At 71.6% G+C, this 19,993-nt stretch carries 21 protein-coding genes and 1 riboswitch; of the genes, 6 read left to right on the forward strand and 15 right to left on the reverse strand.

The features are described 5' to 3' along the window. Nucleotides 1-117: 117 nt before the first annotated feature. Entirely contained in the window at nucleotides 118-750 is a 633-nt protein-coding gene (locus tag H7827_RS02515) for a TetR/AcrR family transcriptional regulator (RefSeq protein WP_432742289.1), read from the reverse strand. Nucleotides 751-872: 122 nt separating this feature from the next. Here H7827_RS02515 and H7827_RS02520 point away from each other — a divergent pair, with 122 nt between their 5' ends. Next, the gene (locus tag H7827_RS02520; RefSeq protein ID WP_432742291.1) at nucleotides 873-1,496 is read left to right on the forward strand and encodes a TetR family transcriptional regulator; all 624 of its coding nucleotides are present in this window, start codon (nucleotides 873-875) and stop codon (nucleotides 1,494-1,496) included. 24 nt (nucleotides 1,497-1,520) lie between these two features. Here the strand turns inward: H7827_RS02520 and H7827_RS02525 are convergent, their stop codons facing one another. Beyond that, a complete protein-coding gene (locus H7827_RS02525) occupies nucleotides 1,521-1,904 on the reverse strand; it encodes a winged helix-turn-helix transcriptional regulator (protein WP_432742293.1) in 384 nt (127 codons plus the stop codon). A gap of 108 nt (nucleotides 1,905-2,012) precedes the next feature. Here H7827_RS02525 and H7827_RS02530 point away from each other — a divergent pair, with 108 nt between their 5' ends. Both H7827_RS02530 and H7827_RS02535 read left to right on the forward strand, forming a co-directional pair. Next, nucleotides 2,013-2,867 carry an SDR family oxidoreductase gene (locus H7827_RS02530; RefSeq protein ID WP_432742295.1) on the forward strand — a complete coding sequence of 285 codons (855 nt, stop codon included), beginning with the start codon at nucleotides 2,013-2,015 and terminating at the stop codon, nucleotides 2,865-2,867. A gap of 229 nt (nucleotides 2,868-3,096) precedes the next feature. Then, nucleotides 3,097-3,510: an ATP-binding protein gene (locus H7827_RS02535; RefSeq protein ID WP_030731496.1), complete on the forward strand. Its 414-nt coding sequence runs from the start codon at nucleotides 3,097-3,099 to the stop codon at nucleotides 3,508-3,510. Between the two features lie 216 nt (nucleotides 3,511-3,726). Here the strand turns inward: H7827_RS02535 and H7827_RS02540 are convergent, their stop codons facing one another. Genes H7827_RS02540 through H7827_RS02550 form a run of 3 tightly spaced genes read right to left on the reverse strand, consistent with a single transcriptional unit; the run spans nucleotide 3,727 to nucleotide 7,309 of the window. Beyond that, nucleotides 3,727-4,371: a DUF1707 SHOCT-like domain-containing protein gene (locus H7827_RS02540; protein WP_386538112.1), complete on the reverse strand. Its 645-nt coding sequence runs from the start codon at nucleotides 4,369-4,371 to the stop codon at nucleotides 3,727-3,729. A gap of 9 nt (nucleotides 4,372-4,380) precedes the next feature. Beyond that, nucleotides 4,381-6,510: an ABC transporter substrate-binding protein gene (locus H7827_RS02545; protein ID WP_432742298.1), complete on the reverse strand. Its 2,130-nt coding sequence runs from the start codon at nucleotides 6,508-6,510 to the stop codon at nucleotides 4,381-4,383. Between the two features lie 28 nt (nucleotides 6,511-6,538). Then, nucleotides 6,539-7,309 carry a hypothetical protein gene (locus H7827_RS02550; protein WP_432742300.1) on the reverse strand — a complete coding sequence of 257 codons (771 nt, stop codon included), beginning with the start codon at nucleotides 7,307-7,309 and terminating at the stop codon, nucleotides 6,539-6,541. Between the two features lie 151 nt (nucleotides 7,310-7,460). Here H7827_RS02550 and H7827_RS02555 point away from each other — a divergent pair, with 151 nt between their 5' ends. Then, nucleotides 7,461-8,519 (forward strand): aminotransferase class V-fold PLP-dependent enzyme, encoded by a 1,059-nt coding sequence (locus tag H7827_RS02555; protein ID WP_432742302.1) that lies wholly within the window; start codon nucleotides 7,461-7,463, stop codon nucleotides 8,517-8,519. Nucleotides 8,520-8,813: 294 nt separating this feature from the next. Here the strand turns inward: H7827_RS02555 and H7827_RS02560 are convergent, their stop codons facing one another. After that, nucleotides 8,814-9,584, reverse strand: coding sequence for an endonuclease V (locus tag H7827_RS02560; RefSeq protein ID WP_432742304.1), 771 nt, complete (start codon nucleotides 9,582-9,584; stop codon nucleotides 8,814-8,816). Nucleotides 9,585-9,602: 18 nt separating this feature from the next. Next, nucleotides 9,603-11,072 carry a glycine hydroxymethyltransferase gene (locus H7827_RS02565; RefSeq protein ID WP_432742306.1) on the reverse strand — a complete coding sequence of 490 codons (1,470 nt, stop codon included), beginning with the start codon at nucleotides 11,070-11,072 and terminating at the stop codon, nucleotides 9,603-9,605. Nucleotides 11,073-11,094: 22 nt separating this feature from the next. Further along, nucleotides 11,095-11,193: riboswitch (ZMP/ZTP riboswitch) on the reverse strand. A gap of 82 nt (nucleotides 11,194-11,275) precedes the next feature. Here H7827_RS02565 and H7827_RS02570 point away from each other — a divergent pair. Next, nucleotides 11,276-11,506: a dodecin gene (locus H7827_RS02570; RefSeq protein ID WP_432742308.1), complete on the forward strand. Its 231-nt coding sequence runs from the start codon at nucleotides 11,276-11,278 to the stop codon at nucleotides 11,504-11,506. A 19-nt stretch (nucleotides 11,507-11,525) separates the two neighbouring features. On the opposite strand, the gene H7827_RS02575 is transcribed toward H7827_RS02570, so the two are convergent. The 8 genes from H7827_RS02575 to H7827_RS02610 form a co-directional block, all read right to left on the reverse strand. Continuing rightward, nucleotides 11,526-12,311 (reverse strand): enoyl-CoA hydratase/isomerase family protein, encoded by a 786-nt coding sequence (locus tag H7827_RS02575; RefSeq protein ID WP_432742310.1) that lies wholly within the window; start codon nucleotides 12,309-12,311, stop codon nucleotides 11,526-11,528. A 20-nt stretch (nucleotides 12,312-12,331) separates the two neighbouring features. Continuing rightward, nucleotides 12,332-13,597 (reverse strand): cytochrome P450, encoded by a 1,266-nt coding sequence (locus H7827_RS02580; protein WP_432742312.1) that lies wholly within the window; start codon nucleotides 13,595-13,597, stop codon nucleotides 12,332-12,334. 145 nt (nucleotides 13,598-13,742) lie between these two features. Continuing rightward, nucleotides 13,743-15,119: a cytochrome P450 gene (locus tag H7827_RS02585; RefSeq protein ID WP_432742314.1), complete on the reverse strand. Its 1,377-nt coding sequence runs from the start codon at nucleotides 15,117-15,119 to the stop codon at nucleotides 13,743-13,745. Nucleotides 15,120-15,127: 8 nt separating this feature from the next. Then, on the reverse strand, nucleotides 15,128-15,718 hold the full coding sequence (locus H7827_RS02590; RefSeq protein ID WP_432742316.1) for a GTP-binding protein: 591 nt from the start codon (nucleotides 15,716-15,718) through the stop codon (nucleotides 15,128-15,130). Further along, nucleotides 15,693-16,070, reverse strand: coding sequence for a DUF742 domain-containing protein (locus H7827_RS02595; protein WP_432742318.1), 378 nt, complete (start codon nucleotides 16,068-16,070; stop codon nucleotides 15,693-15,695). The genes H7827_RS02590 and H7827_RS02595 overlap by 26 nt, the downstream gene beginning before the upstream one ends. Then, nucleotides 16,067-16,468, reverse strand: coding sequence for a roadblock/LC7 domain-containing protein (locus tag H7827_RS02600; protein WP_030731459.1), 402 nt, complete (start codon nucleotides 16,466-16,468; stop codon nucleotides 16,067-16,069). Before H7827_RS02600 ends, H7827_RS02595 begins: the two co-directional genes overlap by 4 nt. Then, entirely contained in the window at nucleotides 16,465-17,583 is a 1,119-nt protein-coding gene (locus H7827_RS02605; protein ID WP_386538133.1) for an ATP-binding protein, read from the reverse strand. The genes H7827_RS02600 and H7827_RS02605 overlap by 4 nt, the downstream gene beginning before the upstream one ends. A gap of 452 nt (nucleotides 17,584-18,035) precedes the next feature. Continuing rightward, entirely contained in the window at nucleotides 18,036-18,953 is a 918-nt protein-coding gene (locus H7827_RS02610) for a carbohydrate kinase family protein (RefSeq protein WP_432742321.1), read from the reverse strand. A 204-nt stretch (nucleotides 18,954-19,157) separates the two neighbouring features. Here H7827_RS02610 and H7827_RS02615 point away from each other — a divergent pair, with 204 nt between their 5' ends. Then, nucleotides 19,158-19,958, forward strand: coding sequence for a hypothetical protein (locus tag H7827_RS02615; protein ID WP_432742323.1), 801 nt, complete (start codon nucleotides 19,158-19,160; stop codon nucleotides 19,956-19,958). Nucleotides 19,959-19,993 lie beyond the last annotated feature (35 nt).

Below are 19,993 nucleotides of genomic sequence, written 5' to 3' on the forward strand. Positions count from 1 at the left end.
TCTCCTGATCAAGCGTGTGGCGTGATAGGGGTTCGGTGGCGAGCGGTGCCGTCCCGGCGGCCGTCGGGGCGGCCGGGTCAGGTGGGTGGGGCGGGGAGACGGGACGTCGGGATCGGGTCAGGGGCGGGGGCGGGGGTTCTCCGGCCGCAGCAGCAGGGCGGGCAGCACGACCGAGTCCAGGAAGTGCTCCAGGTAGGGGCCGTCCGCGTAGTCGTCCTCGATCAGCGGGCGGGCGAGGAGCGCGCCGAGCAGGGCGTGCACGACGTAGCCGAGGGCGGGGTTGCCGGGGTCCACCTCGCCGCGTTCCGCGCCGCGCGCCAGCGCCCGTTCCAGGACCTCGTTCTCCGGGCGGATCAGCATCTCCCGCATGGCCAGTCGCAGATCCTCGTCCTGGCGGGCGGCGTGGGTGATGGCCTGGAGCAGTTCGGTGTCCTCGCCGGCGGCCTTGCCGGTGCGGCGGGTCATCTCCCGCAGGTCGCCGGCCAGGGTGCCGGTGTCGATGTCCTCGATGTCGAACGGCTTGCCGTGGCGCAGTGCCGCGATGACCAGTTGGCCCTTGGTCCCCCACTGGCGGTAGAGGGTGGCCTTGCTGGACCTGGTGCGTGCGGCGATGGCGTCCATGGTCAGCGCTTCGTAGCCGCGCTCCCGCAGCAGTTCGAGCACGGCCTCGTACAGTTCGGCCTCGCGCTCGGGGGTGATCTTGCTGCGCGCGGTCCTGCGGGTGGACGCCTCGCCGGCCCGGCCCGTCATGCGGCCCCCAGTGGATCGAAACGGTGTCGTACACGTCAGAGCGTAGGACGCACCCCATCGAAACGCAAGCGGATCGATACGCGACCGTTTCCATGTACATTTCAGCGACGTAACATGCCCGCATGGGACCCCACACCACCGCACCGGGAGCGCGCGCGAGCCACAAGCTGCGAACCCGGCAGGAGTTGCTGCGCCGCGGACTCGACCTGTTTCTCGACCGCGGGTACGCCCGTACGACGATCGGGGACGTCGCCCGCGAGGCGGGGGTCTCGGAGCGGACGTTCTTCCGCTACTTCGCCAGCAAGGAGGAACTCGTCCTCCATCCGGTCCAGGAGATCACCGACCGCTTCCTCGCCGAGGCCGAACGGCGGCCGGAGCACGAACCACCGCTCACGGTGCTGCGGGAGGCGGGCGCCCGGGTCATGGAGATCACGGCCGGCGAGTCGCTGGAGACCGTCCTGCCGGCGCTGCGGCTGGTGTGCGTCGAGCCGGAACTGCGGGCCGCCCAGATGGTGCACTCCGCCGCGGCGCACCAGCGGATGGCCGCCGTGCTCGCCCGCCGCGAGCACACCGCCCCCGGGGATCTGCGCCCCTCCCTGCTCGTCGGCGCCTACGTGGTGGCCTCGGCGCTGGCGGCCCAGGACTGGACGCGGCGCGGCGACGGGTCGCTCGTGGCGCTCCAGCGCGCCACCCATGACCATCTGCGGCAGATGCCCGCCGCGCTGGCCGAGCGCTGGAGCGGCTGACCGGGGCCGGCCGGCCCCGGCGGATCAGCGGGTGGCGGCGCGTGCCAGGTCGTACCGCTGCTGCCCCTCCTGCACCTGCGGCAGCCGCTCCTCCACCCAGCGCGCCAGACCCCACACGTGCGCGGCCGCCTCCCAGCCCAGCCCGGTGAGCGAGTAGTCCACCCGGGGCGGGATCACCGGCTGCGCCGCCCGGTGCACGAACCCGTCGCGCTCCAGGGTCTGGAGGGTCTGGGCGAGCATCTTCTCGCTGATGCCGGAGATGGCCCGCCGCAGTTCGCTGAAGCGCAACGACCCCTCGTCCCGCAGCAGCGCCAGCACCAGGACCCCCCAGCGGCTGGTGACGTGCTCCAGCACCGCGCGGGAGGGACAGTCGGCGGCGTTCACGTTGTACTTCCTGCTCACATCCATGCCAGTAGCTTACTTCAAAGTGGGTACTTTCCCTGAGTTAGTTACCCGCCTACCGTGGGAGACGCACGCGACGTACGAGAAGAAACCATCCCCGAGGGAGTAGCGAGCATGCTGGTAGTCACGGGAGCCACCGGTCAGCTGGGACGACTGGTCATCGACGCCCTGCTGGCGTCGGTGCCGGCCGATCACGTTACGGCGGTGGTGCGGGACGCGGCGAAGGCGGCCGACCTGGCGGAGCGCGGGGTCCGGCTGCGGATCGCCGACTACGACGACCCGGCCACCCTGCGCGGCGCCTTCGCCGCCGGCGACCGGGTGCTGCTGATCTCCGGCAACGAGGTCGGCCGGCGGATCCCGCAGCACACCGCGGTCATCGACGCCGCCAGGGAGGCGGGGGTGGCGCTGCTGGCCTACACCGGCGTGCTCGGCGGCCCGGCGGCCGACTTCACCCTGGCCGATGACCACAAGGGCACCGAGGAGGCGATCCTCGCCTCCGGGCTGCCGTACACCTTCCTGCGCAACGGCTGGTACCACGAGAACTACACGGCCCAGCTGGGCCCCGTGCTGGAGCACGGCCAGGTGGTGTCCGCCGCGGGCGAGGGCAGGGTCGCCTCCGCCTCCCGCGCCGACTACGCCGCCGCCGCGGCCGCGGTCCTGACCGGTGAGGGCCACGCGAACACGGTGTACGAGCTGAGCGGCGACACCGCCTGGAGCTTCGCCGAGTACGCCGCCGAGGTCTCCCGGCTCTCCGGCAAGGACATCACCTACAGCGCCGTCACCGCCGAGCGGCAGACCGCGAACCTGGTGGCCGCCGGGCTCCCCGAGCCGTTCGCCGCCGTCCTGGTCGGCGTGGACCTGGCCATCGGGCGCGGACTGCTCGCCGCCACCCCCGGTGACCTGGCACGACTGATCGGCCGGCCCACCACGCCGATCGCCGACGCGATCGCCGAAGCGCTCCGCGACTGAGATCCGCGCGGCGGGCGATTCCGGTCAACTGACCGGCAGGCAGTGGCGTAAAGCCGTCCCGCGGCATTCGCCACTGCCTTCGCCACTCATCCGAGTGATATGAACTCCACATGTGCGGCTGAATTCCTTGCGGACTGCCGGGAGTCAGGGTCTGTGCGACCAGGGCAGGGTGCGAGACGGTACGCACCGCACGCGCTCACCGACACGCCCCTGAGCACATGGAGGGATCATGACGCTCGCCAGCCACAGCACCGACGCGGCCCAGCCGCTTTCCTACAGCTGGCTGCTGACGGCCAGACGATCGGACCTCGCGCACTTCCGGCGACTCGCGAAGCTGGCGATGCGCGAATGGCAGCAGGACGACGCCGTCACCGAAGTAGTGCTGCACGGAGTCACCGAACTGCTGTCCAATGTGGCCCGCCATGTACCCGATCCACGGTGCAGGCTGGAGCTGTTCCTGGAGGACGGCGCGGTACGCGTCACCGTCCTGGACAGCTCCCCCACCCTGCCGCGCATCACCCTCCCCGACTGGACCGCCGAAGAGGGCCGCGGACTGTGGCTGCTGCGCGAGATGGCGGACAGCATCGGGTTCGAACCCACCCCCGAGGGCAAACGGGTGTGGGTCAGGATCAGCGGCCGCTGACCGCCGCGGGCCACCGCTCGGGGAGCGGCAACCGCTCCCCGTACGCCTGAGGCGACTCCCGTGCCCGTCGACGAAGCCCCGGCGGCCACCCGGGTACGCCTCGGCGAACAGCAGCACCCCGGCGACGCGCTGCGGCAGCCGCGATCCGGGCGATGCCGGAGCCCCGGTCGCCGCGCGGGCCGACCACACGCCTTCGTGGTCAGGGCTCCCCGGGCGTCAGTCGCCCTTGCCCAGCTCGGGCCGCTCATCGTCCCCGGCCTTGGTCTTCTTGCGCTCGACGCCGACGCCGCCCCAGAAGGCGAAGCCGGTGATCACCACGCGCGGTGCGCCCGGGGCGCCGGCCCGGCTGGCGTTGTGGTCGAAGCCGCCCATCAGGCCGAAGCCGCGCACCTCCACCTCGATCTCGGGCGGGACGGTCACCGAGACGCCGCCCATGACGGCGATGGCCCGGACGGTGACCTCGCGCTGCTCGAAGTTCGCCTCGCGCAGGTCGAGGTTGCCGCCGCCCATGAAGGCCAGCGCGCGGAAGCGGCGCGGCATCGTCCAGGCACCGCGCCGGACGAACCCGCCGAGGACGGCGAAGGCGCCCCGGGTGGTGGCGCGGTGGCCGATCCGGGCGGCCCAGCCGGTGGCCGGTGCGGGGACGGAGGTGCCCGCGGACGCCGGGGGGTTCACGCGCTCGGGCAGATCGCGGATCAGCGGCTCCAGCTCCGCGCGGGTCCTGGCCTCGTACACGGCGGTGAGCCGCTCGTCGAACTCCTCCATGACGAGCCGGCCCTCGGCCAGCCCCCGGCGCAGGATCTCGGCGTACTGCTCCCGCTCGGCATCGGAGGCGCGGACCTCGGGCAACTCGCTCGTCATGGCGGAAGCTTACTCATCGGAACCGGTGGTTGGGGCGGCCGCGGGACCCAGGAAACGGAATCGTCCGGCCTCCACCTCGTACTGGTACGCGGCCGGTCCGGTGCCCGCGTAGTCACCCGCCCGGTCGAAGGCCAGCGGGCGGGCGACCCCGTTGTAGGTGAGGATGCGCAGCCGGCGCAGCACATTGGCCCGGTTCAGGCTCTCGCCCTCCTCCAGGGTGCGCTGCATGGCGATGACCACCATGCGGGCCGCGTCGTAGCCCTCGGCGGCGTACGGTTCGGGGTCCTCGCCGAACCGGCGGCGGTGGACGGGGGCGAAGCCGCCGGCCCTGGTGTCGGACGCGGGGTCGGTGTGGCCGGCCACGAACCGCCAGCCCTCCGCCGCCTCCCCCGCGTCGGAGAGGAAGAGGGGGTCCATGGCGGCCTCGCCGGCGATCGCGGTGCCGCTCCAGCCGGCGGCGCGCAGCGCGCGGGCGAGCCGGGCGGCGCCGTCCGGCAGACCGCCGTAGACGACGGCGTCCACGCCCTCGGCGAGCAGTTCGGCCGTGACGGGGGCGAAGTCCTCGGTGCCGGCGGGCAGGACGCGGGGCACCAGCGCGACGCGGGTGCGGTCCACGGCGCCGCTGACGGCCCGGGTGATGAGCCAGCTGTGGGTGTCGGCGGTGCGGTCGTCGACGAGGCCGATGCGGGCGGGCGGGTGCTCCCCGGCGGCCAGACAGCCGGGGATGGCGAGCCCCGTGGTGCCGGTGCCGGGGCGGCCGTGCAGGAGGACGGGGTAGTCGGCGCGGTGGGCGAGGTTGCCGACGGAGAGGCTGAGGACCGGCAGAGCGGCGTCCTGGTAGACGCGGGCGGCGCTGTCGGCCACGGCGTCGCCGGTGGGCCCGATGACCATCAGCACGGCGGGATCGGCGGCCAGTTCGGCCGCGGCGCGGGCGGCGCTCGGCGGGTCGCCGACATCGTCGTGGACGGCGAGTTCCAGCTGGAAGGGCAGGTTGCCGTGCTCGTTCAGCTCTTCCAGGGCCATGGTGATGCCCCGGTACTGGCCCCGGCCGTAGCGGGCCTGCGGGCCGGAGAGATCGACGTGCAGGCCGATGGTCCACCGCGCTCCGGCGGCTCCCGGTGCGCCGGCCCGGCCCTTGGCCCGGCGCACCAGCCACGCCCCGAAGGCGGTGCCCCCGGCGACCACCAGTCCGCCCGCGGCGAGCGCGATCAGCCCCCGCCGGGTGGGCGTTCCGGTGGCCGGCTCCGCCGTGGGCTCGCCACCGGCCGCAGCCGTCCCGGGTTCTGCCGGACCGGCGCCCGGGCGGGGCGCGGGCGGTCCCACGAGCCCGGACCCCACGGCGTCGTACCCCCGGGAGTGCCGCCCCCGCCGCTGGTGCGGTGCCTGCCCGGCCGGGCCTCCGTGCGGGCCGGCGGTGTGCTCCTCCCCCGCCGGCGCATGCTGCGCGCGGGCGGCGATCTCCGCGGTCAGCGCGGGCGGCAGCCAGCCCTCCCCCTGGTTCCCGCCCAGTTCCTCGCTCAGTTCCCGTGCCACCGGACGCAGCGCCGGGTCCGGATCGAGGCATGCCTGGAGGACCTCCAGCAGGCTGCGGGGGACGTCGGCCAGCTCGGCGGGGTCGTCGTACGGGGTCCGGCCGGTCGCCGCGTACACCAGGACCTGGCCCAGGGCGAAGATGTCGGACGCCTCGTCACCCCGCACCACGGGGCCGGCCGTCTCTGTCAGCCGGGGGCCGTCCGCCGCCAGCAGGACCTTGCCCGGGTGCAGCCCGCCGTGCGTCAGTCCGGCCGCGTGCAGGGCGCCGAGCGCGCCCGCCAGCATGCCGCCGAGCCCCCGGACGGACCGGCCGGGCAGCGGCCCGTGGGCCGCCACCGCCAGTGGCAGTGCGGGCCCCGGCTCGTAGGGGTACGCCATCCAGGTGCCGTTCTCGTCCGTGCCGCCGCCCACCACCGGTACCAGGAACGGGTGGTGGACGGCCGGGCCCCGGTAGGGGCGGCGCGGGCGGTGCAGCACCTTGAGGGCCAGCGTCGTACCGCCGACCGAGCGGGCCAGGTAGACCAGGCCCGTGCTGCCCTCCCCCAGCCGTCCCAGCAGACGGCAGCCGCCGATGCGCGGCGGGTCGGACGGTCGAAGCGGCTCCATCGGGCGCGGCCCCTTTCCTGTGTGCGGCTCAGCGCAGCGCGCTTTCCACCCTGGCCAGCATCAGTTCCTGGGCGTCGGTCACGATCCGTTCGACGGCGGCCTCGTCGTACCCCTCGGTGCCCTTGACCGCGAGGGCCACGGTGACCGGGCCGCGCCGGGTGACGACCCACAGGTAGGGGTACGGGCCGCCGTACAGGTCGCTGGTGAACTCGCCGCCCTCGCGGATGAGATCGTCGGCGCGCAGCGGGCTGTCCGTGCCACCCGGGTCGCCCATGGACAGCAGCCCGGTGACGCGTTCGTCGGCGCGCAGCTGCTGTCCCGGGCAGCGCAGTACCTCTTCGAGGATTCCGGCCATCCGCAGGTCCGCGGCGGCCACCGAGTCGTGGACGGTCACCGAGGACATCACCCGCAGCGGGCCCGATTCCGTGGAGCCGGCGGGCAGTTCGCTGTTGCGGGTGAGGTTGGCGAGCACCTCGCCGGGCAGCGGCTCGCGGGTCCAGACGCAGTCCTGGCCGAGCACCGCCATGGTGGCGGGGTCCGCCTCATAGGGGTCCTGGGGCAGATAGCCGGGCCCGTAGTCGTGCGGCTGTGCGGAGACCGCGCGGGCCAGGGCGAGGGCGTCGTCGTGGCCGGTGGGCAGGCGGGCGGGGTCGGGTTCCCAGTCGGAGGGCTCCTCGGTGACCGTGGTGGGGTCGGTGTGCGGTGCGGTGGCCGGGGCCGTGCCGTCGCCGGTGTCCGGGGTGCCGTGGCCGGAGCCGCAGCCGCCCAGCAGGGGGACGATGACCGCCGCCAGTGTCACGGCGCACGGTGCCGTCCTGCGATGCCGCAATCCCTCGCCCTCCCCAGCTCGGCCGATCGGAGCGGCATCACCTTAGCGTTTCCGGGCGGCGACCGGGAGTGGCCGGATCAATGGAGTGGCCCGGGCGGGCCGGCGGCGGGAAACTGTGGCCATGGAGACGACTCTGCGTGCCGAGTACGCGTTGCGGAAGGTCTATCTGGATACGGCGAGCCACGGGGTGCTGCCGGCCCGTACGGTACGCGCGCTGGAGGCGGCGGTCGCGGACATGGCGGACGGCGGGGTCGATCAGATGGCCGGGTTCGCGACGGTGGACGGGGCCCGGGAGGCGTACGCGCGGATCGCGGGCGTCGGGCCGGGGCGGGTGGCGGTCGGCGCGAGCGTGGCGGGGCATGTGGGCACGGTGGCCAGGTCGTTGCCGGCCGGTGCCGAGGTGCTGTGCGCCGAGGACGAGTTCTCCTCGGTGGTCAACCCCTTTGCCGCCCGGGGGGATCTGGTGGTGCGTGAGGTGCCGCTGGAGAAGCTCGCGGAGGCGGTGACGGCGGGGACGGCGCTGGTGGCGGTGAGCGCGGCGCAGTCGATCGACGGACGGCTGGCGGATCTGCGCGCGGTGCGGGAGGCGGCGCGCGGGTACGGGGCGCGGGTCATGGTGGACGTCACGCAGGCGATGGGCTGGATGCCGCTGTCGGCGGCGGATTTCGACTACACGGTGTGCGACACGTACAAGTGGCTGCTCGGTCCGCGCGGGGTGTCCTTCCTGACGATGCCGGCGGACGGCGGCGCTCTCGTGCCGGCCGGGGCCGGCTGGGTGTCGGCGCGCGACCCGTGGGCCACGTGCTACGGGGTGGTGCGGGATCCGGCGCCGGGCGCCCGGCGGTTCGACGACAGTTACGCCCTGCTGCCGGGGATCGGGACGGCCGCCTCGCTGTCCCTGGTGGAGGAGGTGGGGACGGCGGCGATCGCGGCGCACGACGTGGCGCTGGCGCGGCGGTTCCGGGCGGGCCTGGCCACGTTGGGGTACGAGCCGGTGCCGGGTGACGCGCCGATCGTGTCGGTGCCCGGGATCGGGGCGGCGGCCGGGGCCCTGGCGGAGCGGGGCATCCGGGTCTCCGCCCGGGGTGGCCGGCTGCGGGCGTCGTTCCATCTGTACAACACGGACGCGGACGTGGACCGGCTGCTGGAGGCGCTGCCGGCCCCGGGGCGGGCCGGGTGAGCTCCCCCGGCTAGGTCCTGTCCGGGCGATCTTCGAGGATCAGCCCGCGGCGTCAGACGCGGTGCATCGCAAGGCACCGGATCGCAGCTCATACTTGGCCGTATTCGCGCGATGCGGTAACGCAGCGAGGTGCCGTGTATGGCGTCGCGGGCCCGAAGAAGATCGCCCGGACAGGGCCTAGGGCCTGTCTGACACATGGCGCCGGTCAGGCCCGCGTTGTCCGGTGCTGGGGGCACCTCCCGGCCAAAGGCTGGGGGAGCGACGCGGGCCAGGGCGGGATGTGTCGGACAGGACCTAACGCTGGGCGGTGCCCCCGGGGTGCGCGGTGGCGGCCTTCAGCGCCGCCCGGCACAACTGGTCGGCGGCGCGGGTGGTTTCGGGGAGGCGGTAGCGGCGGGCGAGGTTCAGCACGTGCGCGCAGGCGGTGGGCAGGGAGACACGGTGGCCGGTGGAGACGTAGACCGGTTTGACGCCGGGCTGGGTGCGCAGGGCGCGGCCGACCTCCTCGCCGTGGAACGCCCGTTCCGTGCCGCGGGCGCCGGCCGGCCCGTCCGCTTCCTGCGGGCCCTCCGCGTCGTCCACCAGCGGTGACCAGGCGCCGCGTTCGGGGCCCGGCGGCCGGTGGCGGAAGGTGAAGGGGTTCTTGGCGACGCCGATGGTGGGCAGTCCGGTGAGCACCCCGAGGTGGGCGGCGAGGCCGAAGCGGCGGGGGTGGGCGGTGCCGTAGCCGTCGCACACGACCAGGTCGGGCGGGGTGGCCAGGCGGCCCAGGGCGTCCAGCACGGCGGGCAGTTCGCGGTAGGCGAGCAGGCCGGGCCGGTAGGGGAAGGCGACCGGCCCGGTGGCGGTCGCCCGCTCCCGTACCTCCAGCGTCCGCGCGTCCAGGGTGACGGCGGCCGCGGCGACGATGCCGCGCTCGTCGTCGTACGCCACGTCCACCCCGGCGACCGTGGCGGGGGCACCGGGCGCGGGCCCGCTGTCCTCGTGGCTGACGCGCTCGCGCAGCGTCAGCTGACGGGCGATCGCCTCGTCCTCGGTGGCCGGGGTGGTGTGGTGGAGTTGCATCGTCGCTGGTGCCGCGGCTCAGCCGAGGTCGACGTTCGGGTACAGCGGGTGCTTGGCCAGCAGGTCCGCGGAGCGCTCGCGCACCTGCTCGGCGACGCCGTCGGCCAGGGTGTAGGCGGCTTTGGAGGGCTTGCCGTTCTTGGCGGTGCCGGGGGTGGTGGCGGAGAGCACGGTGTGGATCAGTTCGGCGACCTCGTCCATGCCGTCGGTGTCCACGCCGCGGGTGGTGAGGGCGGGGGTGCCGACGCGGATGCCGGAGGTGTACCAGGCGCCGTTGGGGTCGCGCGGGATGGCGTTGCGGTTGGTGACGATGCCGGCGTCCAGCAGCGCGGCCTCGGCCTGACGGCCGGTCAGCCCGTAGCCGGAGACGTCGATGAGCGCCAGGTGATTGTCGGTGCCCCCGGTGACCAGGGCGCCGCCGCGCCGCAGCAGGCCCTCGGCCAGCGCGTCGGCGTTGTCGACGACGCGCTGGGCGTAGTCGCGGAAGGAGGGCTGCCGGGCCTCGGCGAGGGCGACGGCCTTGGCGGCCATGACGTGCGGCAGCGGGCCGCCCAGGACCATGGGGCAGCCGCGGTCGACCTGGTCGGCCAGCGAGTCGTCGCACAGCACCATGCCGCCGCGCGGGCCGCGCAGGGACTTGTGGGTGGTGGTGGTGACGATCTGGGCGTGCGGGACCGGGTCGTAGTCGCCGGTGAGGACCTTGCCGGCGACCAGGCCCGCGAAGTGCGCCATGTCGACCATGAGGGTGGCGCCGACCTCGTCGGCGATCTCGCGCATGGTGGCGAAGTTGACGCGCCGCGGGTAGGCGGAGTAGCCGGCGATGAGAATCAGCGGGCGGAATTCTCGGGCGGCCTCGCGGACGGCGGCGTAGTCCAGCAGGCCGGTGTCCGGGTCGGTGCCGTAGCTGCGCTGCTCGAACATCTTGCCGGAGATATTGGGGCGGAAGCCGTGGGTGAGGTGGCCGCCGGCGTCCAGGGACATGCCGAGCATGCGCTGGTTGCCCAGGTCGCGGCGGAGTTCGGCCCAGTCGGCCTCGGTGAGGTCGTTGACCTGGCGGGCCTGGGCGCGCTCCAGGGCGGGGGCCTCGACGCGGGCGGCGAGGACGGACCAGAAGGCGACGAGGTTGGCGTCGATGCCGGAGTGCGGCTGGACGTAGGCGTGGCGGGCGCCGAAGAGTTCGCGGGCGTGCTCGGCGGCGATCGACTCGACGGTGTCGACGTTCTTGCAGCCGGCGTAGAAGCGGCGGCCGATGGTGCCCTCGGCGTACTTGTCGCTGAACCAGTTGCCCATGGCCAGCAGGGTGGCCGGGGAGGCGTAGTTCTCCGAGGCGATGAGCTTGAGCGAGGAGCGCTGGTCGGCCAGCTCTGCGCCGATGGCGTCCGCGATGCGGGGCTCGACGCCGCGTACCGCGTCGATGGCGGCGCGGAAGGCGGTGGACTCGGTGCTGAGCTCGCCGGTGGGGTCGTTCGGGGTGGGCTGAGCGGTCATACGGGGCCTCCTGGACGGATGTCGCGATGGCCCAGGCGCACGGCTCTCCAGCATCGCGCGACGGCGAAGGCCGCTCCCCGATGGTTGGTCCCATCCCGACGCGCCAGTCACGGCCCGCAGCGAGCCTAGCACTCGCGGATCGGCGTCCGCCGGGGCACGGTGGTAGGGGTGAGAGTGCCCGTCCGTGTTCCAGGGAGGCGGTTATGTCCGGTCACATCTACCGGGTGACGGAGATCGTCGGTTCGTCGCCCGAGGGCCTGGACGCGGCGATCCGCAACGGGATCGGTCGCGCGTCCAGGACCTTGCGCCATCTCGACTGGTTCGAGGTGACCGAGGTACGCGGTCACATCGTCGACGGCGCGATCGAGCACTATCAGGTGGGCCTGAAGGTGGGCTTCCGGATCGACGAGGCCGATACGGACGGGGCGGGATGAGCGCGCCGCACGGCTCCCCTCACAGGTGGTCCGTCTCGCCGCCGTCCGCCTGGGCCCGGCCGGCCGCCAGGGCCCCGGCCAGCAGATCACCGTCCAGCAGGTTGCCGTCGGTGAGTCTGGCCACCGAGGAGTAGGCGCTCAGGATGGCCTTGGTGGTGCGCAGGGCGGCGCCGGGGCGGCGCAGCAGCGGGCGGATCCAGGCGTCGACGACGGCGTCAAGTCCGGCTTCGGGGACGACCTTGTGCAGGACGGACAGTTCGCGGGCGGTGGCGGCGTCGAAGCTCTCACCGGTGAGGATGAGTTCGCGGGTCCTGGCGGCGCCGGACTCGTGGAGCATCCGGGGCAGTGCGCCGCCCCAGGCCACGGGGAGTCCCACGGCGAGTTCGGGCAGGCGGAAGCGGGTGGTGTCGGCGCCGGCGCGCAGATCGCAGAAGACGGTGAGGGCCAGGCCCGCTCCGATGGCCCGGCCGTGTACACGGGCGATGGTGACGGCGCTGGTGGAGGCGAGGGAGTCGCACACCCGACGCGCCTTGCTGCTGAGGGCGCGCATCCCGGCGCCGGTGGGGTCCTGGGCCATGAGCCGGTCGAACTCGGTGCGGTCGGCGCCGACGCAGAAGTCCGGCCCGGCGGCGGAGAGGGTCAGCACCCGTATCTCGGGGTGGTCGTGCGTGAACTCCAGAACGGACAGCAGTTCGTCGAGGACCTCTTCGGTGATGAGGTTCCCGTTGTGGGGGGTGTTGAGGACGACGCTCACCACCGGCCCTTCGCGCTTGACGAGCAGACTGGTGAAATCACTGGACGACATCGGTAAGGGGTTCCTGTTCATCAGCCGGTGGTCACGGGCAGGGCGGTGTAGTGCCGGAAGGCCACGCGGGACTCCCACTGGGGCGGGGAGCTGACGCGCAGCGTGGGGAAGCGGCGGACGACGGCGCTCAGCAGGATCTGCGCCTCCATTCTGGCCAGGCCGGCCCCGATGCAATAGTGGATGCCGCCGCCGAACGCCAGGTGCGACAGGTGGCCGCCCTCGCGGCGGATGTCGAAGGTGTCGGGGTCGTTGGTGCGTGCCGGGTCGTGGTTGGCGGCGGCGATCACCGTGTGGATCAGCTGGTCCTTGGCGATCGGGACGCCCGCCAGGACGGTGTCCTGGGCCGCGTAGCGGGTGGTCACGTGGACCGGGGGGTCGTAGCGGAGGACCTCTTCGACGGCCCGGGGGACCTCGTGCGGGTTCGCCAGCAGCCAGCGGCGCTGATCGGGGTGCTGGTCGAGGGTCCACACGAGGTTGGACAGCAGGGTGGAGGTGGTCTCCAGGGCCGCCCCGACGATGAACATGACCAGCAGATAGACGGCGTGGTCGGCGGCCTCCCGGTCCGGCTCCAGGGTGTCCCAGGTCCTGATCCAGCTGGATATGACGTCGTCTCCCGGATGGTTCCGGCGTTCCTTCACCAAATTGGTGAAATACCTGCGCATTCCCAGCATTCCGACATTTGCCGTCGCCAGCTGACTCGGCGTGGGAAGCAGTTCTTGCGCGTAGATATGTGCGTGGCTCAGGGAGCGCACAAGGTCGTAGTCGGCGCGCGGAATACCGAGCCAGTGGCCCATGGCCGCGATGGTGAATTCCTCACTGACTAGGACGGAGAAGTCGGCTTCCCCTTCCTCCTGTATTCGCGCGGAAAGGTTGTCGAGAAGCTCCTCGGCGGTGCTCTCCAGCCGGCCCCGCAGCTTTTCCAGGGTGTGCCGGTCGAAAATGTTGCCGATGGACCGGCGATTCTTGGTGTGGTCGGGGGGATTGAGCCCTTGGAGAACGCTGCCCAGCTCCGTGGCGGAGGGCGCCCCCCAGCGCCCGTCCGCCCGCCGGGTCCGCCACGCGTCGTCGAGGGCCCGCCAGGACTTGTTGTCACGGAGAATGCGGTCGCACAGCTCATAGGAGGTGATCAACTGCGCACCCCAGGGCGCGGGGACGACCTCTCCCATTTCCCGGATTTCCTTGAATATGGGGTAGGGGTCGGCCTGTCCACGCGCGTTGCGCAGACGGGACAGCAGTGAGACAACAGAGCGTGGATTGATGACCGTGTTGCGCTCGGAAAGTGCCACGAACACTCCAATGAGGTGCACTAATGGGCCGCGTCATTCATGTCGGCCATCTCATCGAGAGATGGCCGACATGATCGCTGACACCATTACCCCCACCCGTGACTATCTACGCATATGTCAGAAGAATAGTCTTCTGTTGCCTGAGTCACACCCGCCACCAGGACAGGAAGGAACTCCACAGACCTCCCTTTGCGCCTGCCTGCTCCGACTGTTTGCGGACGGCGGCGGCCTCCTGCTCGGCGGTGACGCTCTGCCGCTGCCGGCGCACCGGGGTGAAGCGGGTGGGCAGCGTGGCCAGTGCCCGGTGGATGGCGCCCTGACGCCACTGCAGGCTGTCCACGGGGACGGCCAGTTCGATGTCGGGAAGCTGGTTGAGCAGCTTCTCGATGGCACCGACCGCGATCAGCGAGGCGGAGTCCTTGGCCGGGCAGGCGTGCGGCCCGGCGCCCCAGGCGAGGTGCGCCCTGCGGCTGACCACCTGGGAGGTGGACACGGTGGGGTCGGCGTTGGCTCCCGCGAAGCTGATCAGCACCGGGTCGTTCGCGCGCAGTTGCACGCCGCCCAGATCAACGTCGCGCACGGGGAAGTGCGTGGCGTAGTTGGCGATGGGCGGTTCGTTCCACAGCACTTCGGTCAGGGCGTCCTCGACCAACAGACCGCCGCCGCCGATGTCGCCGAAGTAGCGCTCGTCGGAGAGCATGAGCATGAGGCCGGTGGCTATCAGATTCCGCTCGGCCTCGATGCCCGCGCCGAGGGTGACCGCCAGCTGGTGGGCGACCTCCTCGTCGGAGAGCTGCGAGGGGTGCTCGATCATCCAGGAGGTGACGTCGTCGCCCGGGTTCTTGCGCTTCTCAACGGACAGCGCGTAGAGCGTCCGGGACAACACCTCGTTCGCCTCGACGGCGTCCCCGGTGCCGTCGAACATGGTGGTGAAGCCGTGGATCAGGTTGTCACCGATGTCGGGCGGGCAGCCGAAGAACTCGTTGAACACCAGGAAGGTGAGTTCCTTGGCGTACTCGTTGAGCAGGTCGACGCTTCCCCGGTGGCTGAACTGGCTCACCAGGTAGGTGGAGACCTTCTCCACGGTGCGGTTGACCCGGAAGGCGTCCAGTCGCGCGAGGCTGTCGGCCACCGGCGGCCGCAGCCGTACGTGCTGGGCGCCGTCGGCGAACAGTGTGTTGGGCCGGTAGCCCATCAGCGCCATGATCGGGTGATCGGGACTGAGGGTGCCCTCGTTCAGAGCCCGCCAGCGGCGGGAGTCCCGGACGAAGCTGTCGGGGTTCTGCAGGACGTGCAGGGCCGCCGAGTAGTCCGTGACCAAGGTGGCGTCCACACCGGGCGCCACCTCGACGGGACCGGCCGGGCCGTGCTGGCGCAGGTAGTCGTAGAAAGCGTGCGGGTTCTCCGCGAACTCGGGCCCGTACAGGGGCACCCGCTCGGCGCCCTGCTGCTCGCCGCCACCGCCCCCCTGGTGGGCGGGGCAGCCGGGCGGCGGGCTGTCGTATCTGGGCTGGGGTTCCATCGATGCTCCTAGCTGGAACGATTCTGTAGATAACGCACCAGGGCCACCAGCGCGTTGGCCGATGACCTCTCATCACGTGCGTCACAGGTGACGATCGGGGTGTCGGGCAACAGGTCGAGCGCTTCGCGCAGTTCGTCGTCGGCCCGGTCCGGCTGACCGTCGAACCGGTTGATCGCGATGGCGAACGGGATCCCGTACTTCTCGACCAGGTCCATGATCGCGAAGGACTCCTCCAGGCGCTCGGGGTCCACAAGGACCAGCGCGCCCAGGGCACCCCGGCTCATGTCCTCCCACACCTGGACGAAGCGCTGCTGACCGGGCGTACCGAACAAGTACAGGACCAAACGGTCGCTGAGGGTGAGCCGGCCGAAGTCCATGGCCACTGTGGTGGTGGTCTTGCCGTGCACCCCCTTCAGATCGTCGATCTCCGCGCCCGCCTGCGTCATCGTCTCCTCGGTGCGCAGCGGGGGGATTTCGGACAGCGTTCCGATGAATGTCGTCTTGCCTACGGCGAAATGGCCGACCACCAGGATTTTTGCGGCGATCTGCACACTTTCCTGGAGGTGGACGCTGTTACCCGAAGCGTGCCTGGAGTCCATTCAGCACCTCCTGCAGAACCTGGACGTCGGTCAGATGGGCGCGCGGGATCGGGGCACGCATCATGATGCGTCCCTCTTCCGCGAGATCGGACAGCAGAACCTTGATAATGCCGACCGGCAGATCCAGATGACCGGCGATCTCGGCGACCGAAAGATAACCGCCTTCGCACAGCTCCATCACGCTGCGCTTCTCCGGGTCCAGAGGACCCTGCTGCTGGCTTCCCTCGGAGGCCGTAACCAAAGTGATCAACTCAAAGCGATCGCCTTGTGGCAGACCGCGACCATTGGTGATCACATACGGACGCACTAAATCAGCAGCCTCGGCGGGCAGCTCGTCTGGGACATCACTCATGTGGGGATACCGGAATTCTCACGGGGAGGAGTCGACAGCGCCTTGCCGAGCTGATTGACCAGCTGCTGCATCCGGAAGGTGATGTCGGCCATGTCCACCTGGGGAGACGCGGAGACCGCGAGGTAGGCGCCCTCACCGGCCGAGATCAGGAACACGAAGCCGCTGTCGAACTCCACCAGGGTCTGCCGCCAGCGCATCGCGCCGTCACCGCCGAAGCCCGCCACCGTACGGCTGAGCGACTGCATGCCGCTCATCGCCGCCGCGATGGTGTCCGCGTCGTCCTTGGGGACGTCCTTGGAGCGGGCCATCAGCAGACCGTCGGCCGACACCAGCAGGGCGTGACGGGCCTCGGGCACCTCAAGGGCGCTCTCCAGCATCCAAGAGAGATCGTGGTTCACTGCTGCTCGGGTCCTTCCGTGCTGGGAGCGGTGTTACGGCCGGCCTGAGTGCCTCGCTGGAAGGCGCCCATGATCGATGCGGTCTCTTCGCTGGAACGCGCCGGCGTACCGGCGCCGCGCGACTCGGGCGGCACGATGGACATCCCGCGGCGCCTGCGCTTGGGCAGCCCGCCGGCGGTGGTCCCGGTGACCGGGGCCGGCACCTGACCGGGTGCCGGCGCTTCGGTCGCGGGCGTCGTCTCCGGCTCGGGCTCGGGCATGGTGGTAAGCAGCTCCTGGGGCAGAAGGACTACCGCACGCACACCGCCGTAGGGGGACGAGGAGTCCACGGAGACGTTGAACCCGTACCGCGCGGCGAGCACGCCGATGACCGCGAAGCCGAACTGCGGCGGGTTGCCCAGCTCGGTCACCCCGGGCGGGGTGTCCCCGGACAGCAGCCGCGCCGCCCGGTTCTTCTCCTCCTCGTTCATGCCGACGCCCGCGTCATCGATCATCACGATGACGCCCTTGGGCACGGTACGGATGTTGATCTCGATCGTGGTCTCGGGGGACGAGTAGCTCGTCGCGTTGTCCAGCAGCTCGGCCAGGGCCAGGGCCACCGGCTCCACCGCACGGCTGACCACCGCGAAGTTGCTCTGCGAGCGCACCTCCACCCGGGTGTAGTGCCGGATACGGCCCTTGGCGCTGCGCACCACGTCGTAGACGGAGGCAACCGCTCGGGACCGGCCCAGCCACCCGTCGCACAGCACGGCGATGGACTGCGCACGCCGGCCGAACTGCGAGTTCATGTGGTCGATCTCCAGGAGGTCCTGGAGAATGTGCAGGTCTCCGTACTTGTCCTGCACCTTGGAGATGGACAGCTGCTGCTCGTTGGCCAGACCCTGAAGGGTCCGCATGGCGGCCTTCAGAGCGGTCTTGGTGCCCTCCTCGGCACGGCTCTCGGCCTCGGCCACGGCCTCGGCGAAGGAGCCCTCCAGCTCCGCGTGCCGGGTGGCCAGCTCGTCCCTCTCTTCACGTAGCTTTGCTCTCGCTTTTCGGCCGCGATAAATCACGGTGGCGGCGAGAGGGGTTCCGGCAACCAAACCCCAGACCGCTGGATCCTGTAGTGACGTCATGAGATTCTCTTTAAGCTAGACCGCATCTATTCGCTTCCTGGCACAGTTCTTTCACAAAGGAAGAACTGGCTTCACATGTAATCCCCAATTGACCGTAACGCGGGCAGCATCGTCGATGCGGTGCGAGTCGGCCTGCCTGCGGCAGTCTTGGGGATTACCGGCGCTCGGCCGGGCGCACACCGCATAACGGCTGGTCAGGAGGCCGGTTGGAGTCCACCCCTGACGGCAGGAGATGCCCTGCTGACGGCATAACGCTCCTCAGGGATGGCCCGCTCGGCTGATGTGCCTGATTGCCGTTCGCCATACGTGCCCACAGCTCGTTTGGCAAGCGCGGTGATCGTATCATCAGCAACACGGCCGTTGCTTCTCACCAGGCCATCGCACAAGTTTCCCTGACGGTCTTTCAGAAGCCCAATGGTCTCTGCCAATTGGACAACCTTGCCACGCCCCGACTAACGGACGTTGTCCCCGATGGCGGCGGCGAGTTCCGCGGTGGTCGGCGGATTCGCCCCGGTCCTGGTGCAGTTGATCGCAGCCGCCAGCGCACACCGCGTCAGCACCTCGGCGAGCAGGGCGGGTTGACGCGGCACCGCGCCATGGCCGGCGATGGCGTCGAGCAGCGCCGCCTGGAACGTGTCCCCCGCCCCGATGGTGTCCACCACGGAGATCGACGGGGCCTGCGCGTGCACCTCGTTATCGGCGGTCAGCGCCAGCGCACCCTCGGGGCCCAGCGTCACCACCACCAGCTCCGGGCCGAGCGCCAGCAGTTCACGGGCGGCGTCGCGCGCGGAGAGCCCCGGGTACAGCCAGCCGAGATCCTCGTCACTGGCCTTCAGCACGTCCGCCGCCGCGGCCAGTCGCACGCAGGCCGCCCGATAGGCGTCCCGGTCGGGCTGCACGGCGGGCCGCACATTGAGGTCGGCCACCACCGTGGCGCCGGCGGCGCGCTGCTCCCGGCACAGTTCCAGCACCCGGGAGGCACCCGGCTCGAGGACCACCGCCAGCGAACCGGTGTGCAGCACGGCGGTGTCCGCCGGCACCTCGATGCGCCGCGGATCCCAGTCGGCGAGGAAGTCGTAACGGGCACCACCGTGCGCGTCCAGGTAGGCCAGCGCCACCATCGTCCGCTCGGAGTCGGCCGGCGCGCGGCGCACCTCCACGCCTATGCCGTCCAGATGCTCGCGCACCAGCGCCCCGGGAACGTCGTCGCCCCAGGCGGTGATCAGGGTGACCGGGCGGTCCAGCCGGTGCAGGCCGACCGCCACGTTCGCCGGGCTGCCGCCGGGAACCGCCTTCAGCTCCCGTTCGCCGGCCCGCCACAGCAGATCGACCAGTACCTCACCGACGACGGTCACCCGGCCCGCGTTCATGCGCTCGCTCCCTCCGCACCGGACAGCCGGTACATCACACCCACAACCGCACCATCATCTGTCGCGCGGCCCCCGAACAGCAAGATCAGGACCCTGTGAGCTTGGTGCCGCCGGGCGCCCGCCGCACGCCCGGGTGGTGGCGGTGGCTGTGATCCCCGACACGGCCGCGTTTCGGCCCGCCGTCCGGCTGGGAGGATCGCGACCATGACGGCTGGCTTCACCGTGGACATCACGGGCACCCAGGGCATGCGGACCGGAGAATGGGCGCAGGGCGAGGAGTTCGCTATCCTCCCCGATCGCCGGCTTCAGCAGCGACAGGAGGAGGACGGGGGACAGCGGGTACGCCTGTACGCGCCCGACGACCCGGCGGTGGCCGGGAGCGGGAGCGGGGGCGGCACCGCCACGCTGGTCAAGGTGGCGGCCGGCCGGCCGCAGGCGTCGGGACCGGTCACCGTGGCCGAGGTGGAGGAGCGGACCCGCGGCGGGTACGGCACACCGCACCCCGTTCTCGTTCTGCACGATCCCGCCGGCCGGCCGACGGCCACCGTGCGGCCCGAAGAGCCCGGGGTCACCGCGCCCCGGCACTTCACGGTGACCGACGCCGAGGGACTCCCCCTGTGCCGGATCACCCACGGCCCCTCCCGCATCGGCCGGCGCGGCTACTGGCGGATCGACTTCCCCGACGGGCGTCCGCCGCTGACCGGCCGCCGGGGCACCTGGGCGGGCTGGCTCGGCTTCGTCCTGCTGCTGCCGCTGTGGGTGACCTTCTTCATCGGCTCGGTGCTGGTCACCCTGCTGACCCTGGGCCATGTCGGCGAGATGCTGGTGTGGGGCTGCCCCAAGAACGTGGTGTGGCGCCGGGACCGCACCCTGCCCGGACGCGGGCGGGCCATGACGTTCAGTTATATGCGCACCGGCTATCGCTTCGACGCCGCGCTGCTGGAGGAGCGAATCGCCCACAGTCAGGCGGCCCTGCACTACTTCACCAAGATGCACACCGACTGAGCCGCCGCGCTCGCGCCACCGGAGGGCTTGCGGTT

The organism is Streptomyces sp. JH002 (assembly GCF_050916115.1).
GTDB lineage: Bacteria > Actinomycetota > Actinomycetes > Streptomycetales > Streptomycetaceae > Streptomyces > Streptomyces xiamenensis.